Source organism: Nocardia macrotermitis (genome assembly GCF_009604405.1).
GTDB lineage: Bacteria > Actinomycetota > Actinomycetes > Mycobacteriales > Mycobacteriaceae > Nocardia > Nocardia macrotermitis.
Window position 1 is genome coordinate 139,075 of the sequence record NZ_WEGK01000007.1, and the last position, 16,548, is coordinate 155,622.

Below are 16,548 nucleotides of genomic sequence, written 5' to 3' on the forward strand. Positions count from 1 at the left end.
CGGAATCCCCACTTATGCGGTCAGGACACGGCGACAGGGTTGAGGACGATGGGGAGCCGCATGCCGATCTTCCACAGAACCGCTATGCGCGAGTCGGGGCGTTCGCGGGCTTCACGGCTCAGTGCGCGGGAGAGTTCGGTGCTGAAGTGTCCTCGGGGGTGGCGGGTATTCACCTGGTGGAGTACAGGTTTCGGAAGATCCGCAACGCGGGCACCGACGACATCCAGGCGCGCCGCGGCGTGCAGCAGGTGGCTCTCGACACCATGTTCCGGGGGTACGGAGACGTCGAGATGTGCGGCGATGGCTGCTTCGACGGCATCGCGGAAATCCGCGTCCGCACCCCACATGCCCAGCATCCGGCCTGCGACGGCTGCGCCGTGGACGGCGAAACACGGCGCGTCGGCGGGCGTGGCGCGATAGCGGTCGGTGAGCGCGATGTCGTGCAGAAGGCTTGCGACATAGAGCAATTCGGAGTCGTGGTCGCGGCGATCACGTTGCGCGAACAGATCGCCGAAGTACCAGCAGCGCAGACAGTGCTGGAGAAGTTCGGGGCCGTAGGCGTCGCGGGCGAATTCCTCGGCGTGACGGGCGAAGCGACCGTCGGGCGGGTCGGCGCGCAACTCGAGGGCGCTGCCCCTGCCGCCGAATCCCAGCACCGACGCGAGGCTAGCGGGTATCTCGCGGAGTTGGCCCGCCACGGCATGCCGGGCGAACGCGAACTTCTCGGTTCGGGTCAGATCGAGCCTGGGCTGCGAGGAACGTCGCGCGCTCATGGTGTCGTTCTCCCATCGTGGACACCGGCATGGTCCTCCGAGTCGAATGAGCTGAAAATATCAAGGCCGCCAACAGTTTCGACAGCCTGGTCGACCGGCGCCAGTCGTACGACAGGGATCGTGCGCCCGGCCGCTGCCGCGATTCGACGAAACTTGGCGTAGGGACCGAACACAGCACTTCCCTTGTGCCACAACCGCTCTCGCTCATCGTCATCGCGAATTACGTGAGCCCGCATCGGCTTTCCGGCCAATCGCACGTAGGGATACCGTCTCAGGTTGTGATACCAGGCCGGATTGGCCGGTCGTGCACCATTGAGAGCGATGACGATCACGTCCTGTCCGTCGTGGAAGTACAGCACGGGATTTCGCCGTGCCGCACCGGTTTTGGCACCCCGGGTCTCCAGGACGGCGGTCGGCAGCACCAACGGCAGCCCGAAACGCTCCCCGGTCGCGGCCATCACATACGGATCGAGCTTCCAGAACAGCCGCGGCATGAGCCACCGCACCGGCCCCGAGCCGATGAGCCCGGCATAGGCGCGATACATCCGGCCACGACGCCGGTCGGGATCGACATACCGAGGTCCGCGCCCCGTCTCATCATTGGCGGACATGCCGCGACTCCCCTCTCGATGATGACGCTCACGCCGCCGCACATCCGGAAACCGGAGCGCGCCAGGCGATTCGAAGGTGACGACCGGCCAGGAGGCACCACCCCGAACAGGGTAACATAAGAATTTAAAGTATGAATAACTTTTAGAATCAATCAAGCCGAATCGAACCGAAGCGGGCCGACCGACTTCCCGAGTCGAGCGACCTGGCAATCAATCGCGGCTGTTAAGCGATCGGCAATACGATCGCAAGTCACACCGAGAACACTCAGCTCCAGCCACACCGGCTGCCTCGGGCAAGGGAACGGATCGGATAACGAGACGACATCATGACGTTGCTGAACGAATCAGATTCGGGCGAGTCCGAGGACATCGCTGCTCACGACACCGACTGCGACGCAAGCGGAACCGACGAGCAGCAATCGAACACGACAGTCGAGCCGGAGGGAGACACGCGCCCCTCCGACGACTCGGTGCGGAGTGATGCCTGGAACCTCCTGACCCGCATCGCCTTTCGCTTCGCCTTCTGCTACTTCGGCCTGTTCGGAGCGGCCGCGATCCTGGGCCTGTTGCCGATCCTGCTGGCGGGCACGGGAATTCACCTGTCATGGGCCTCTGTGCTGAACCTGCTCGGCATCCTCACCCCACTGATCGAGTGGATCGCGACCCACGTACTCGGCATACGCGTCGTGAGCATGCAACTCGGCAGCGACAGCGCATTCCAGTGGACCGCACTACTTTTGATGGCGACGCTCGCCGCGACCGCGACACTGATCTGGTCGATCCTGGACCGGCACCGACTCGAGTATCGGCGTCTGCACACCTGGTTCCTACTGTTCGTCCGGTTCGTACTCGTCGCGGCGATGTTCTATTTCGGTATGGCCAAAGCCATTCCGACGCAGATGCCGTTCATACTGAACCGACTCGTCGAGCCGTACGGCAATTTCAGCCCCGAGGGCGCACTCTGGTCCCAGGTCAGCGCCTCGCAACCGTACGAGATCATGCTGGGCGTGGCCGAACTGCTCGGCGGCCTGCTCCTGCTGGTCCCGTACACGACCACCGCGGGCGCGCTGCTGTGCTCGGTCGACCTGACCCAGGTGTTCGTGCTGAACATGACCTACGGCATCCGACTCAAAACGGTCTCCTCCCACCTGCTGATCCTGAGCCTGCTCCTGCTCGCACCCCGCCTACGCCGCCTGGCAATCGTCCTGTTCTCCGACCGCCCGGCCCCGGCCGCCGAAACCACCCCGCTGTTCCGAACCCGCCGCGGCAACCGAATATCGACACTCGCCCAGGTCCTGGTGGGCCTACTGCTGCTCGGCACCGTCGCCCGCCAGAACTGGAGCCAGTGGACCACCCCCACACCCGCCCTGTACGGCATCTACCAGGTCGACGGCTTCTCCAGCGAAGGCTATCGCCGCGACCCCCTCCTCACCGATGAATTACGCTGGCGCAGAGTAGTTTTCGACAAACCGTTCCACGTCACGGACCCACTGGTACTGACCATCCAACACATGGACGACTCCTTCGAGGAATACGGCGGCACCATCGACCCCCGCCGCCACATCATCGACATGAGCCACCGCATCGAACTCGGCACCTACCGAGAAACCCCCGTCCACGTCCGCCTGACCTACTGGTGGCCCGGCACCAACCGCCTGGTGATCGACGCCAACGACTACTCCGGCCACCGCATCCACGCCTGGCTCACCAAACTGGACCCGAAAACCTTCCCCCTCACCGACAACACCTTCAGCTGGATCCAGGAACACCCGAACAACCGCTGACGCCAACTCCCAACCCGGCCGACAAACCGAATCACCCGATGCGCTCATCCACAACGAAAGACCTTGTGCGAGAACGATCGAGAAAGGTCTCCTCATCCGCAGCAACCCCCGACCCCGGCGCATACATCACCCCCACCCAAGCCTCATACGCCGCACGATCGAGAAAAGTCAGCTCGGTCATCACGTCGAAATCTCCTGACACACCATCGGAGACAACATAATTACGCCGATAGTCGATAGGCCCCGGAGCCAAGCTGGTCACAAGCGGAACATGATGATCCTCATAATGCGCGATCAACTCCTCCCTACTCACCCCGGCCTTCCGCACCAACAACGCAACAACCTTGAACATCGAACTCGTTCCCTTTCCTGGACAACAGCGAGTATCCCCCACCGATCCCGCAACCCACCGTTGCACACCAACAGCGCGGCGACACAACGACACCCACCGCAAGCACCGCAATCCCGGGCTGGCCATGCGGGCGGCCTCGATCGTCAGAGCACGCGCGGTGAGCACGCCCCGTCGGCGGTGGCCATGGGGAGGTTCTCATTCGAAGGAGGTGCGGTATTCGGCGAGGAAGGTCCGCGGCGGGGCGCCGGAAGCCACGTCATCGGACAACCATTCGACGTCACCTTCGACGATCAGATCTGCGAAATCCCGTAGACGCGCCCATGCACGTGGGTGCTCACGCCGCGACGGCCTTGTCCACGAGGGACCCCGTTCTTGCACCCCGGGTTACCGACAACACAGCGCGTACTCCGCCGGTTGGTTTACCCACAGGGGTGTCTACGGCACACTATGAGCATGTCCGAACCCACCCCGGCACCGTTCAGCTTTGCTGAGGTCAAACCCTACGAGGTCATCGACTCTCTCACCGAGCTACACGGCCCGGAACATGGAATGTTGCGGCTACCAGTCGAGATGGCCTGGGGTGGTCGGACCGAATTCGACCTCGAAGACGACTACGACCGAACTGCGGCGTACAAAATCGTCCTCGAAGAAGGCACCAAACGGCACCTACGAGAGCTGGTCAGCGGACGGCTGCTCACCGCGATCTGGTCCCAGATGCGGCCTGCACGCCCCGTCCGCGCACTGTGGGAAAACCAGCTCCCGCAGCTGCTAGCCGCCGCCTGACGGACCCCCGCCAACACGAACTGGCACGCATCGCGCTCCACATCGTCGGCAATCGCGGATTCGTCCTCGGCGGCGGTCACGCCGTCGCACTGCACGGCATGGGCTCGCGGCCATCCGAGGACGTCGATCTGTTCTCCGATATCCGGGGCACACCGGACGCGGTAGCCGATGACGTGATTACCGCATTCGAGGGTGCAGGACTCTCCGTCGACGTCGTACGACGCACCCCTGACCTGGTCCAGATGACGGTCACCTTTGCTGACGGGCACGCCGGTAAGGTCGACCTCGGTGTTTTCTGGCGAGCCCGCTCCCCGGTGATTCTGGAGGTCGGGCCGGTCCTGCACCCCGACGACACAGTCGCCGGCAAGATGGACGCCCTCTTCAACCGATGGGCACCCCGCGACTACCTCGACATCGACACCATCCTGGTCAGCACGCGCTACACCCAGGAACAACTGCTCACGATCGCCGCTGAACACAATCCCGGATTCGATCGAAGCATGTTCGCCGAATCATTGTCCTACCTGCGGCGAATACCCGACCGAGACTTCATCCCCTACGAAGTCACCACCGACACAATCGCCGCGATGCGGCAACGCTTCGCCGACTGGGAACAACAGCTGACTGCCTGACCGACCCCAACGCAGCCACCAGTGATTACCACGGACTCATCGCTCGAGAAGAGCCCAGAAAGTCGCTGACGTTTCTCGGACAGCCCATATCCGGTTCTCAGGTACGAAGACGAAAATCGAGTAAGAAGCCGAACCGGCTCGACGTTTCCCTCCGGGATAACGTCCCGTCGCTCCAGGCAGGAACCCGCCGACAAGCCCGCCCGTCCCGCAACCGCGACCCCAACCACCGCCGCAACCCCGCCGAAGTCGCCACCATCCTCACCCACCACCACGACCACGGCCGAACCCCACCCGAATCGCCCGCACCACAGGCCGCGGCCACTCCACCATCAGCCGAATCATCAACGACGCCAACCACATACAGCACCGTTGAGTAACCGCGCCGGAACGTTCAACGAGCGCAGCAGCCGAAAACCGAACACGCGCAGACGCCCCCTGCCAACACGACTTCAGCGCGCTGCGAGAAGCCGGAACGGAGCAGCCGGAAGCAACTCGAAATCGTCACTCGGCTCAGCGATCATGCGCCACCTCAATATGATCCGGCCGTTACGACCGGAAGCAGCGGTCTTCGCATCCGTGCGCGCGGGTGGAGCACGGTCGATGTGCTCGTCTCCGGCGCGGCGCGCAACTTCCTCGCCGATTCGCTCGACGCCGCCCGAGGGGTAACGGCGCGCGGGGTAACGACAGCCCCTCCCTCGTCGCGCCGCACGGGCCTACCGTCGAAGCCGGGCATCGGCCCTGGACCGCGGCGACGTCGCGGCCGACTGTCGAATCGGTGAGGAGAGTTCCATGCAGTACCGTCCGCTCGGCCGTACCGGCGTCCAGGTCAGCCCGCTGTGCCTCGGGGCGATGATGTTCGGCCCATGGGGCAACGAGGACAGGGCGGATTCGATCCGCATCATCCACGCCGCGCTCGACGCCGGGATCAACTTCGTCGACACCGCGGACGTGTACTCCGGCGGCGTCTCGGAGGAAATCGTCGGCGAGGCGTTGAAGGGCCGCCGCGACGAGGTGTTCCTCGCGACGAAATTCTTCATGCCGATGGGCGATGACCCGAACCAGCGCGGCGGTTCGCGCCGCTGGATCATGCGCGCGGTCGAGAACTCCCTGTCCCGTCTGAACACCGACCACATCGACCTGTACCAGGTACACCGCCCGACACCCGAGATCGACATCGAGGAAACCCTCGGCGCCCTCACCGACCTCGTCCACCAGGGCAAGGTCCGCTACATCGGCTCGTCCTCGTTCTCCGGCTCCCAGATCGTGGAAGCCCAGTGGGCGGCGAAGGAGAACCACTTCGCCCGCTTCGTCACCGAACAGCCTCCCTACTCGATCCTGGTCCGCGGCATCGAGGAGGACGTCCTGCCCACCACACAACGCCACGGCATGGGCACCCTCACCTACAGCCCCCTCTCCGGTGGCTGGCTCTCGGGCCGCTGGCGCAAGAACGCCGCCGCCGCACCCACCTCCGCGGCCCGCCCCAACGTCCGCTTCGACCTGTCCACCCCCGCCAACCAACGCAAACTCGACATCGTCGAAAACCTCGCCCAACTCGCCGACCAGTCCGGCATCCCCCTGCTGGAGATGTCCATCGCCTTCGTCCTGACCCACCCCGGCGTCACCAGCGCGATAGTCGGCCCCCGCACCATGGACCAACTCACCTCCTACCTCCCCGCCGCCGACCTCACCCTCACCCCCGAAATCCTCGACCGCATAGACGAACTCGTGGCCCCCGGCGTCACCGTCAACCCCGACGACAACAGCTACGGAGCCCACGAACTCCTCCCCACAGCCCGCCGCCGCTGAGCAATCGACGGTGGTGAGGTCGTGCGGGTCGCGGGCGGTTGATGGGACCATCCGGCCGCCGTCCGTGCCACCTCGGACTTCGCGGCGGCCTGCTGTATGAGGGCGGCGTAGTCGGTGGCGCTCCGAGGCAACTCCGTGACGTTGCGAGATCGCTCCCGTACATCCCTCACGAAACCGCCGCGCTACTCACCAGCAGAACCGCGCCGATCAGGGAGGTGATCGAGTTGAACGAATCGCGTGCCCGGCGCACCGGCCGGAGTCACCAGCCGACCGCGCGATATCACCGGAGTACCGGATGCCGACGCCTCCGGAGTGGAAATGATCTGCGCGGCACCGGCTCGTAGGGGCGGGGGCACGACGACACCGGTCACCTCGGTGAGCCGGCGCCGGTGCAGGTCGGCGAACGCGCGCAGTACCAGCAGCAGCACCGGAGACAACGGCACGCCGACGGTGACCAACACCAACGCCATCGACGTGACCGTCGCACACCACAACCCGATGCCGAGCAGGGCCATCAGCCCCAGCGGCAGCGCCCAGCAGGGCAGCCGGAATCGGCCCGGTTCCGCCGGGGCACTCACGGCCTGCTCGCGTGACCGCGTTCGTACCCGCGCAGGGTGACCGCGGTGCCGCGCCCCGTACCCGAACCGGCCGACGAGGTCGGGCAGAGTTCGCCCGTCGTGCCCGCCCGGTACAGCGAGAAGTCGGCGGGCAGGTCGGTCCGGTTGTTCACGTTGAGTTTGCGATACACCCTGGTGAGGTGCTGTTCCACGGTACTGACCGTGACGTACAGCCGGCGCGCGATCTCCCGGTTGGTGTAGCCGAGCGACGCCAGTGCGGCCACCCTCTACCGCCGAACTCGCCCGCCGCTACCACGTATCCAAGACCGCCGTCTTGGGCCTACTCACCCGCCACGGCGTCCCCCGCCGGTTCCAGTCGATGACCGCCACCGACATCGACCGCGCCGAACGCCTCTACCGCGCCGGGCACTCCCTCGCAAGCTGCGCGAAACTCACCGGCTTCCCGGCCACCAGCATCAACCGCGCCCTCAACAAACGCGGCACACCTATGCGCCCAGCCGGTCGACCCAGCAACAGAACCCAGTAGTCCGAACCTTTCCATCCTAACGACACACCGGAGTCCGAAGTGATTTTCCTCCCCACAGCTACCAGGCAGCGATCTGCGTTGCACAGGCTATTCACCTCAACCCGACCGGCCGCTTCCACCCACGGGCCACGACACGGCACACTGGTTAGCCGTGGATGCCTATCCCGGGGAACTCGATGGTCTGCGAGCGGAGAACCAGCGTTTGCGGCGGCTGCTCGATCTCACCGAGCAGCAGGCCCGCGCCGCCCACCCGGATCAGACGTCGGCGCACACGCCGGTCGACATGCGGTCGACACCAGCGGACAAGGTCCGTTTCTATCTCGACCTGTTCCGTTGCCGCTCAGATGTTTTCGCGGTTCGCTGGGAAAACCGCCGCGATGGTCGATCTGGCTGGATGCCCGCGGTCCGAGGACGCTGGCGCAAGGGCATGTCCCGTTCGGACGCACCGTATCTGCCGCTGACCGAGGAGGTCGTTGCCGATCACCTGCGCGGGGACCACCATGTCGGCCTGTACCCGCTGACCGACGAGGACTCCTGCTGGTGGGTAGCGGCCGATTTCGACAAGAGCGCGGCAATGCTCGACGCCCTGGCCTATCTGAAAGCCGCACGCGCCAAAGATATTCCGGCCGCGCTCGAAGTGTCCCAGTCTGGGCGCGGTGCGCATGTGTGGATCTTCTTCGCGCAAGCCACCCCGGCTGCCACGGCACGTCGGATCGCCACCGGCCTGCTCGCCGAGGCAATTCAGTTGCGCGGCAGCATGAGTCTGTCCAGCTATGATCGACTGTTCCCGTCACAGGACACCCATACCGGCCGCGGTGTGGGCAATCTGATTGCCGCTCCCTTGAACGGTGCCCGCCGTCGACACGGCACCACCTTGTTCCTCGATCCAGCCACCCTCGAACCGTTCGATGACCAGTGGGCATATCTGTCGAGCATCCCCGGGCTGTCGCCGAAACAGGCCGACGCGTTAGCAGCCACGCTCGGCGAGCCCAGAGTCGGCCACGACATTCGCCGGTTACAGCTGCCGACCTCGTCGAAAATCGTGCCCCGCCCCGCGCCGATCATTCGTGCGGGATTCGAGGCGCGACTCCAGCTCAGCACCGCAGATCTCGGCCCGGCCATGATCTCGGCTGTGAAGCATGCTGCGTCTATCTCGAACCCGGAGTTCCACGCTCGACAGCGTGCCCGTCGAAGCACCTGGGACACACCACGATTCCTGCGAAGCTACGACGAAACTCTCGAAGGCGACCTGATCCTGCCCCGCGGACTGCTGCCGCTACTCACCACACTCGTCGAATCAGCAGACAGCACACTGAGTATCGACGACAACCGGGTCGACGGAAACGAGCAAGATTTCAGCTTCTCGAGCGACCTGCGTCCTGAACAACAAAGCTCGCTACGCGCTATCGAAGCCGAGGACACCTGCCTGCTGGTCGCACCACCCGGCACTGGGAAGACCGTGATCGCTTGCGCCGCAATCGCTTCCCGTGCTAAGTCGACGTTGATCCTCGTCGACCGCAAAGCCCTCGCCGATCAGTGGCGCGCTCGGATCCTCGAATACCTCGGCGTCAAATGCGGCCAGATCGGCGGCGGCCGATCCAAGACCACTGGGGTGATCGATGTCGCCCTGCTGCCCACCCTCGCCCGCCGCACCAACGTCGGCGAACTCACAGGCAGCTACGGCTTCGTCGTGGTCGACGAATGCCACCACATCGCCGCCTCCGCCTTCACCGACGTCCTCAACCAGATCCCCGCCCGATACTGGCTCGGTCTCACCGCCACCCCCTACCGACGCGACCAACTCGACGACCTCATCTACCACCAGCTCGGCTCACATACCCATACCATCGACGCTCCCGCAGCGGGGCACCTGCCAGCCAACAGTGACGCCCCTGCCCCGCATCGTGTACTCCACGTGCACCCAACCCGGTTCGAGTACGACGGCGACGCCGCCCCCAGCCAGCCAGGAGGAATCGCCGAGATCTACCGGGCACTCGTCGCCGACAAGGATCGCCTGAAACAGATCGTCACCGACGTGCTCGACGCGCACCGAACGGGCGCCAACATTCTGGTCCTGACCACCTGGGTCGACCACGTCGATGCGCTCACCGAACACCTCACCGCCGCCGGCTGCGACGACATCATCGTCCTGCGCGGCGGCATGAAAACCCGTGACCGCCAAGCAGCTATCGACTCGATCGCAGCCCGCGCAGCCGAAGATTCGCCACTGCTGGTCGTCGGCACCGGCTCCTACATCGGAGAAGGCTTCGACTGCCCCTCCCTCGACACACTCTTCCTCGCCGCACCCATCTCGTTCAAAGGCCGCCTCGTCCAGTACGCCGGACGCATCACCCGCGCCCACCCCGGCAAGACCACCGCAACCGTGCACGACTACCACGACGCACTCACCCCCGTGATCGCCTCATCACTACGCAAACGCGCCCCGGGATACACCGAACTCGGCTTCCCAGACCCCCGCAAGCTACGAAACCCAGCAGAGGAGTTCCATGCCTCGTGATCTCGGTGATCTCGCTGTCGGTCAGGAGTGGGCGTATCGCAAGCGGCAAGTCGACGAAACGACTCGCGTCGAGATTGTGAAGATCGGCGCCGCGAAGCCCGCCCGAGTGCAGATCAAGTTCCTCGACGACGCACACGAGGGCCGCCAGGAATGGGTTCCACCGGCCCGGCTCAAGGTCCTATGGGCCAATGTCGACGAATGGCAGGCCCGGGAAAACCGGTGGGCGGCTGTCTATGCCGCGTCGGATCTCGAGGTGTGGGAAGACCATGCGTGGTACATGGTGTTCGACTATCTCCGCATTCGTAACGTGCCGCTGGTCGCGGAGCTCGATTACTTCGGCACTGCCGGTGTACTGGGTATTTCAGATGTCGACGCTCTCATCGCCGGACTCGAGCTCGAGCCGGAGATGCTAAGCGATCCGGTTTCCTTCGTCGATTCGGATGGCACGCTGGTCGTTCCATGGGCGGTGGCTCAGGTCATTGTGCGTCGCTTAGCCCAGAAGTATGCCGACCTGCTCCTGGCTGAGATGGATGCCCACGAACGCACCAGACGACAACAGAACCGTTTCGGACACCAGAGCGGAAAGCACTGGATAAGCGCTGAAATCTGCGCCCGGGTCGACGCTGAGATGGAGGTGGAATACGGGCCCGCCCGGGAGCTGGTGCGGCAGTGGTGCGGTACGGAAGCTGTCGACCGGTACGACGAACTGCTCGCCCTGCGGGAGGAGGTTGTCCGGCTCGGCGGACTCATCGAGCGTGCGGTCACCGTGCTGCGACGGGCCGACCGCCGCGAAGCGGACGCCATCGAGCGGGAACTCGGAGTGCCCGTGGGAACCCTGCAGCACAGACAGGAGCAATAGAGCGCCACTGCCCAGTCACGGTTGGTATGGGGTCATCCCCTGTGGCAGATACGGCCGCAGGTCTTCCGGTCGCGGCTCGCACTGCGCCGGCGCTGATGGCCCACGAACCACGGGATCGATCCGATCGGCGTAGTCGCGGCACCATGCCATCCATTCGCCCCGATCCGCTGAGTCCACGTTACGGACTGGGTCGGCTTCACACGCCTCGCAGAATCGGCGAATCCGAGCCGCCTTCTCCCAATCGCTGAGCTGGGAATTCAGGGCCGCAATGCGCCGATCCTCCTGGAACTGGCTGCCAGCACGGTCCATGGCAACTTCCCACGCCTGTTGCTTCTGCTGCTTCCTGTGCTCGATTTCAGCCTTACGTTCGCGTTCGGCCCGAGCACTCGACTCAAGTTCAGCGAGGATTGCCGGCAACTTGTCCTCGATGGTCCAGGCTTTGCGGTCGGCCCAATTGCGGCGACTCCAGCGAGAGTAGATCAGCGCGACCGCCAATCGCCCGTTCGGCGCCACGCGTGTCTCAGCCTGAAAACGTTGCCAGGCATACGTTTTCAGGCCAGCGAGCTCATCCTGTGTCGGAAGGACATCGCGCTTCTCGGTCTCCTCGGTAACAGTCAGGTGATACTCCTGGCCCTCGACAGCGATGACGATGCCATTCCTTTTGTTGGGCGACCAATCCACAGCGAAGTCGCGGACCGTACATTCGGTCAGGAATACATGGAGAAATCTGAGCACCCGCGGAATCAGTAGTTCGGATACCACGAAGGCAGCATTAGGATTCTCGAGAGACGCCAATAACGGATGCAACTCGGCGATGGAGTCGGGCGCCATGCTTTCGGTGGTTGCCTCAATCGGCCGCTTCGCGTTCGGGTGGACGCCCTGGACCAGCACGATCTGCAAATCATTCCGGCCATAACGAAACTTCTCGACCCGGCAACCAGCTGGAATCATTTTGTGGCGCTTGGCAAAGTCCACAACTTTCCGCCATTCAGCGCGCACGGACTCGTCTGGCTGACGAACGATCACCCGCTTGCTAGTGATCAGCTCATCAATCAGCTTTTGGGCTGCCGCACGTCGTTCCACCGATATCCGAGCCGTAGTGTCCGGTGGTGGCCGACGCGAGGTAACCGACTCCGGGTCACGATGCTTCTCCGACTCGGCGGGACTCGCGTTGTGGACGACCGCTGAACGGGTTGGCATACCGCCGACTTGCAGCCGATGTGCTCGTTTCCGTGCAGACTTCCGAGACACCCAGTGGTCATCCGGATATCTGCCGTACTCCAAGTAGTACCTGCCAGCATCGGTGACCTCGGCACGCCACCCGCCGCCCTTCTTTGACAGCGCCACCAAACCACGCCACTCCAGCGCTTTCGCCGTCACCTTGTGGCCGTTGCCGGTCATCACGCCGTCCGGGCACCCGTCAGACACCCAGCGCAGGACATCGCACTGTGTCTGATTGATCGAATCGGTACGCGCCACCACAACCAAAGCCTTGCACGAGAACCCACTGCTCGGAGGCGAACTCGCAGCCAGCGCTGAACCCCGGACGGTGCCACTCCTGGACTTCGTCGACAGCGTCGCAACACTGCGTGTGATCGCACCGTCGGTTTACCTGCGCAGGCGTCTGCGGCACACTGTGAGCATGTCCGAGCGCATCTCGACACCGTTCAGCTTTGCCGAGGTAAAGCCCTATGAGGTCGTCGACTCCCTGGCCGAGCTACACGGCCCGGAACACGGAGTACTGAGCCTCCCGGTCGAGCTGGCCTGGGGCGGTCGAACCGAGTTCGACCTCGACGACGACTACGATCGGACCGCCGCGTACAAGATCGTCCTAGAAGAAGGCACCAACAGGCAGCTGCGGGAGTTGGTCAGTGGACGGTTGCTCGCTGCGATCTGGTCCCAGATGCGGCCCGCCCGGCCGGTTCGCGCCCTGTGGGAACAACACTTCCCAGAACTGCGGGCCGCCGCCTGATGGACCCCTGCCAACACGAACTCGCACGCATCGCACTCGATATCGTCGGTAACCGCGGATTCGTCCTCGGCGGCGGCCACGCCGTCGCCCTGCACGGCATGGGCTCACGGCCATCAGAGGACGTCGACCTGTTCTCCGACATCCGCGGCACCCCAGGCGAAGTCGCCGACGACGTGATCTCCGCATTCGAAGATGCCAGGCTTTCCGTCGATGTCGTGCGACGCACCCCCGACCTGGTCCAGATGACAGTCACCTTTCCGGACGGGCACTCCGGCAAAGTCGACCTCGGCGTCTTCTGGCGCGCCCGGTCCCCCGTGATCCTGGAGGTAGGCCCCGTCCTACACCCCGACGACGCAGTCGCCGGCAAAATGGACGCCCTGTTCAACCGATGGGCACCGCGGGACTACCTCGACATCGACGCTATCCTGGTCAGCGGACGCTACACCCGTGAACAACTGCTCGCGATCGCCACCGAACACAACCCCGGATTCGACCCGAACATGTTCGCCGAGTCGCTGTCGTACCTGCATCGGATGCCCGACCGAGACTTCACACCCTACGAAGTCACCACGGCCGCCGTCACAGCGATGCGACAACGCTTCGCCGACTGGGAACAACAGCTGACCGACTGACACCGACCCGATGCAGCCCGGTAGTCGACAGCGACCCTTGTGTACTGCGACGAGCCAATGAAAGCGGCTCGCCAACTTATACCTTTTGGTCGGTCTCCGGGCATGATCCAACCTGTCCGATGGCCACCATTTACGGAGGCGGATATGCCCAGACGCGAACACCGCTTGGTCGTTACCAGTGAACTCAGGGATCCTCCCGATCTGCGAAGACTCAGCCGAGCAATCATCGCGATTGCCAGAGACATGGCCGGCGATGCCCACGACGGCGCCCAGAGCCAAACTGACACGGCGGCAGGCCCACCCAAACGGACGGATCCGTCGTAAGAGTCGACACCCGGCACGAATAGCTCTTGCCACACTGACCACAACAGTGACCTTCAGCCTCAAGGACCCTGACGGGTTCGAACCGCTGGGGTCGCTATTACTGCAGCTCAGGGACAGAGTCACTGAGCCTTTCCGGGTGGCGGTCACTCGCCGACGGTTGCCAGGTGTGTGCTGACGGCTGGATTGGGTTGGTATGCAACGAGAAACGCGGAACCCCTGGTAAGAAGTTAGGTCCTTCCAAAGATCAACTTCATAGAGGGCCGCGCCTGATGAGTGTGTCATACGTTGCCGTTCTTGCCATCCCGGAAGGGACCGGTCCTGGCCGTCGAGAGCTGGCTGGCTCGACGACGCCGCGAGCTGGGGACTCGGTGGCGGGCTCTGACGTGCATGGAACAGGCGGTTCACCGACGGCACCCGCGTCGAGCAGCTGGCTCTGGACAACGCGATCGGGCTGAGCACCTGTTACGACGCACTGCACGAAGCGATCGACGTGATCGCCGACCGGGCGCCGTCGCTGCACGGCGCGCTGCTGGCCGCGAAAGCCGCGGGCTACGAACGCATCGGCGTGGATGGGATGCTGGTCGAGACCGGCCGATGCGGCGAGCCCGGCCCGACGCCGGCGTCGGCGGGGAAGTCGGGACCCACACGTGCTCGTGTCGATTTGTGGTGGTCGGGAAAGCATCACGGGCACGGCGGGAACGTGCAGGTCGTGACCGCTCCGGACGGGTGGCCGCTGTGGACCTCGGCGGTGGTGCCGGGCCGCACGCACGACATCACCGCGTTGCGGGCCGACGAGTACCTGGTGCCGGTGCTGTCGGTGTGGACCACTGATGACCGGAAAGTCCTGGCCGACCTGGGCTACGTGGGCGAGCCGGATCTGCTGAGCACGGCGGCCAGGACACCCGCCGACGGTGAACTCACCGACGAGCAGAAGGAGGCGAACAAGGCCCATAACCGGGTGCGTTGCCTCGGCGAACGCGGCAACGCCCTGCTCAAAGGCTTCAAGGCGCTGCGGCGAGTGAGCTTGTGCCCGTGGCGGATCGGCGCGATCGTCTCGGCTGCCCTGGTGTTGCTACACCATCGACACGCCAGGACCACGTAAACAACAACACGCCGCTACTCGGAAAGGCTCACTATTCATGCAACGCTACACAAAGAATGGTGAGGCCTCTGACCTGCCATTTCCGTCGGGTGGGCGCAGAGGGGTTCGAACCCCCGACCGCTGGTGTGTAAAACCAGAGCTCTACCGCTGAGCTATACGCCCGGTACTCCGCGCGTAGGCGGAGTGGGTGGCCTGCTGGAGGCGCGGGTTATGAATCTAACGCAGAGAGGGCTTTCTCCCAAGCTGCCTGGTCACGGGGTTCGCCGGGGCCGTTCATCTCGGCGAAGCGGATGATGCCGGACTTGTCCACGACGAAGGTGCCGCGGTTGGCGAAGCCGGTTTTGTCGTTGAAGACGCCGTAGGTCTGGGCGACCGCGCCGTGGGGCCAGAAGTCGGACAGCAGGGGGAAGGTGTAGCCCTGTTCGGCGGCCCAGATCTTGTGGGTGGGCGGGGGGCCGACGGAGACCGCGAGGATCTCGGCGTTGTCGTTCTGGAACTTGGGCAGCTCGTCCCGGACCTTGCACAGCTCACCCTGGCAGACGCCGGTGAAGGCGAGCGGATAGAACACGATCAGGACGTTCTTGCTGTCGCGGTAGTCGGACAGGCTGATGTCCTGGTTGTTCTGATCCTTCAGCGTGAAATCCGGTGCGGCCGTGCCTACTTCGAGTGGCATGCGCGAATCCTCCTGTCTGTGATGCGTTCTGTGCCGCGCGGCACGGGGTTCGCGCACCGGCCTGGCGAGCACCGACGGCGAAAACCCCTGCCGCGCCGCGATTCAGCGCTGCTTGGAGGGCGTCTTGGGCTGGGTGAGCTTGATCCCGGTCCAGCTCCCGAGACTGACCGGCGTGGTGGAGGTCAATCCGGCCGGTGTCGCCGATTCGGCGATCTCACTGGGATCCACATGACCCGACTCCCCGGTCTTCGGGCACAGAACCCAGACGAAGCCGTCGTCGGCCAGCGGGCCGATCGCATCCATCAGCTCGTCGACCAGGTCTCCATCCCCGTCACGCCACCACAGCAGGACGACATCGACGACCTCGTCGGTGTCCTCGTCCAGCATCTCGGAGCCACTCTCCTCCTCGATGGCTGCCCGCAGCTCGTCGTCGGTGTCCTCGTCCCAGCCCAGTTCCTGAACAACAAGCCCGGATGAAATACCGAGCTTCTGAGCATAGTTGTGCGCGTCCGCCGCGGCGACCACGGTGGTGTCCTCCTCAACTCCAGACAATAGGTAGTTGCAAGCGAACATGGTCCAGCGCCACAACGCAAGCCGATCCGCCCAAAATCTCGGCGAAATGT

Annotated in this window: 17 protein-coding genes, 1 tRNA gene and 1 pseudogene; 10 read left to right on the forward strand and 9 right to left on the reverse strand. The window is 64.3% G+C overall.

What is annotated here, in order from left to right; all coding sequences use genetic code 11:
* Positions 1-20: 20 nt before the first annotated feature.
* Together NRB20_RS17905 and NRB20_RS17910 are read right to left on the reverse strand one after the other, a co-directional pair.
* Positions 21-773: an HD domain-containing protein gene (locus NRB20_RS17905; RefSeq protein WP_153411292.1), complete on the reverse strand. Its 753-nt coding sequence runs from the start codon at positions 771-773 to the stop codon at positions 21-23.
* Positions 770-1,384, reverse strand: a complete 615-nt coding sequence (locus NRB20_RS17910; RefSeq protein ID WP_153411293.1) for a nitroreductase/quinone reductase family protein — start codon at positions 1,382-1,384, stop codon at positions 770-772. Before NRB20_RS17910 ends, NRB20_RS17905 begins: the two co-directional genes overlap by 4 nt.
* Before the next feature lie 326 nt (positions 1,385-1,710).
* Between NRB20_RS17910 and NRB20_RS17915 the strand changes: the two genes are divergently transcribed.
* Complete coding sequence (locus NRB20_RS17915) at positions 1,711-3,168, forward strand: DoxX family protein (RefSeq protein WP_227833629.1); 1,458 nt, start codon at positions 1,711-1,713, stop codon at positions 3,166-3,168.
* A 31-nt stretch (positions 3,169-3,199) separates the two neighbouring features.
* Here the strand turns inward: NRB20_RS17915 and NRB20_RS17920 are convergent, their stop codons facing one another.
* Complete coding sequence (locus NRB20_RS17920; RefSeq protein WP_153411294.1) at positions 3,200-3,520, reverse strand: EthD domain-containing protein; 321 nt, start codon at positions 3,518-3,520, stop codon at positions 3,200-3,202.
* Positions 3,521-3,973: 453 nt separating this feature from the next.
* Here NRB20_RS17920 and NRB20_RS37605 point away from each other — a divergent pair, with 453 nt between their 5' ends.
* The 3 genes from NRB20_RS37605 (at position 3,974) to NRB20_RS17930 (ending at position 6,741) form a co-directional block, all read left to right on the forward strand.
* On the forward strand, positions 3,974-4,303 hold the full coding sequence (locus NRB20_RS37605; protein WP_194289904.1) for a hypothetical protein: 330 nt from the start codon (positions 3,974-3,976) through the stop codon (positions 4,301-4,303).
* On the forward strand, positions 4,264-4,935 hold the full coding sequence (locus NRB20_RS17925; protein ID WP_194289905.1) for a nucleotidyl transferase AbiEii/AbiGii toxin family protein: 672 nt from the start codon (positions 4,264-4,266) through the stop codon (positions 4,933-4,935). Before NRB20_RS37605 ends, NRB20_RS17925 begins: the two co-directional genes overlap by 40 nt.
* A gap of 789 nt (positions 4,936-5,724) precedes the next feature.
* Complete coding sequence (locus NRB20_RS17930; RefSeq protein ID WP_153411296.1) at positions 5,725-6,741, forward strand: aldo/keto reductase; 1,017 nt, start codon at positions 5,725-5,727, stop codon at positions 6,739-6,741.
* Between the two features lie 182 nt (positions 6,742-6,923).
* On the opposite strand, the gene NRB20_RS17935 is transcribed toward NRB20_RS17930, so the two are convergent.
* Positions 6,924-7,319, reverse strand: a complete 396-nt coding sequence (locus NRB20_RS17935; RefSeq protein WP_153411297.1) for a sensor domain-containing protein — start codon at positions 7,317-7,319, stop codon at positions 6,924-6,926.
* Positions 7,316-7,582 (reverse strand): response regulator transcription factor, encoded by a 267-nt coding sequence (locus NRB20_RS17940; RefSeq protein ID WP_319945054.1) that lies wholly within the window; start codon positions 7,580-7,582, stop codon positions 7,316-7,318. Before NRB20_RS17940 ends, NRB20_RS17935 begins: the two co-directional genes overlap by 4 nt.
* Between NRB20_RS17940 and NRB20_RS17945 the strand changes: the two genes are divergently transcribed.
* The 3 genes from NRB20_RS17945 (at position 7,573) to NRB20_RS17955 (ending at position 11,222) form a co-directional block, all read left to right on the forward strand.
* Positions 7,573-7,845, forward strand: coding sequence for a hypothetical protein (locus NRB20_RS17945; RefSeq protein ID WP_153411298.1), 273 nt, complete (start codon positions 7,573-7,575; stop codon positions 7,843-7,845). The genes NRB20_RS17940 and NRB20_RS17945 overlap by 10 nt on opposite strands.
* 151 nt (positions 7,846-7,996) lie before the next feature.
* Positions 7,997-10,363 (forward strand): TOTE conflict system archaeo-eukaryotic primase domain-containing protein, encoded by a 2,367-nt coding sequence (locus tag NRB20_RS17950; protein ID WP_319945055.1) that lies wholly within the window; start codon positions 7,997-7,999, stop codon positions 10,361-10,363.
* Positions 10,353-11,222: a hypothetical protein gene (locus NRB20_RS17955; RefSeq protein WP_153411300.1), complete on the forward strand. Its 870-nt coding sequence runs from the start codon at positions 10,353-10,355 to the stop codon at positions 11,220-11,222. The genes NRB20_RS17950 and NRB20_RS17955 overlap by 11 nt, the downstream gene beginning before the upstream one ends.
* 15 nt (positions 11,223-11,237) lie before the next feature.
* On the opposite strand, the gene NRB20_RS17960 is transcribed toward NRB20_RS17955, so the two are convergent.
* The gene (locus NRB20_RS17960; RefSeq protein WP_153411301.1) at positions 11,238-12,704 is read right to left on the reverse strand and encodes a hypothetical protein; all 1,467 of its coding nucleotides are present in this window, start codon (positions 12,702-12,704) and stop codon (positions 11,238-11,240) included.
* Positions 12,705-12,864: 160 nt separating this feature from the next.
* Here NRB20_RS17960 and NRB20_RS17965 point away from each other — a divergent pair, with 160 nt between their 5' ends.
* The 3 genes and pseudogenes from NRB20_RS17965 to NRB20_RS17975 all read left to right on the forward strand — a co-directional run bounded on the left by NRB20_RS17965 (position 12,865) and on the right by NRB20_RS17975 (position 15,252).
* Positions 12,865-13,194: a hypothetical protein gene (locus NRB20_RS17965; RefSeq protein WP_153411302.1), complete on the forward strand. Its 330-nt coding sequence runs from the start codon at positions 12,865-12,867 to the stop codon at positions 13,192-13,194.
* On the forward strand, positions 13,194-13,826 hold the full coding sequence (locus NRB20_RS17970) for a nucleotidyl transferase AbiEii/AbiGii toxin family protein (protein WP_153411303.1): 633 nt from the start codon (positions 13,194-13,196) through the stop codon (positions 13,824-13,826). Before NRB20_RS17965 ends, NRB20_RS17970 begins: the two co-directional genes overlap by 1 nt.
* A gap of 597 nt (positions 13,827-14,423) precedes the next feature.
* Positions 14,424-15,252 (forward strand): annotated as a pseudogene (locus NRB20_RS17975) (transposase family protein).
* Between the two features lie 90 nt (positions 15,253-15,342).
* Here NRB20_RS17975 and NRB20_RS17980 read toward each other — a convergent pair.
* The 3 genes from NRB20_RS17980 to NRB20_RS17990 all read right to left on the reverse strand — a co-directional run bounded on the left by NRB20_RS17980 (position 15,343) and on the right by NRB20_RS17990 (position 16,450).
* Positions 15,343-15,414, reverse strand: a tRNA-Val gene (locus tag NRB20_RS17980).
* A 46-nt stretch (positions 15,415-15,460) separates the two neighbouring features.
* Positions 15,461-15,925, reverse strand: a complete 465-nt coding sequence (locus NRB20_RS17985) for a peroxiredoxin (protein ID WP_153411304.1) — start codon at positions 15,923-15,925, stop codon at positions 15,461-15,463.
* A 102-nt stretch (positions 15,926-16,027) separates the two neighbouring features.
* Entirely contained in the window at positions 16,028-16,450 is a 423-nt protein-coding gene (locus NRB20_RS17990) for a DUF3052 domain-containing protein (RefSeq protein WP_319945111.1), read from the reverse strand.
* Positions 16,451-16,548: the final 98 nt, after the last annotated feature.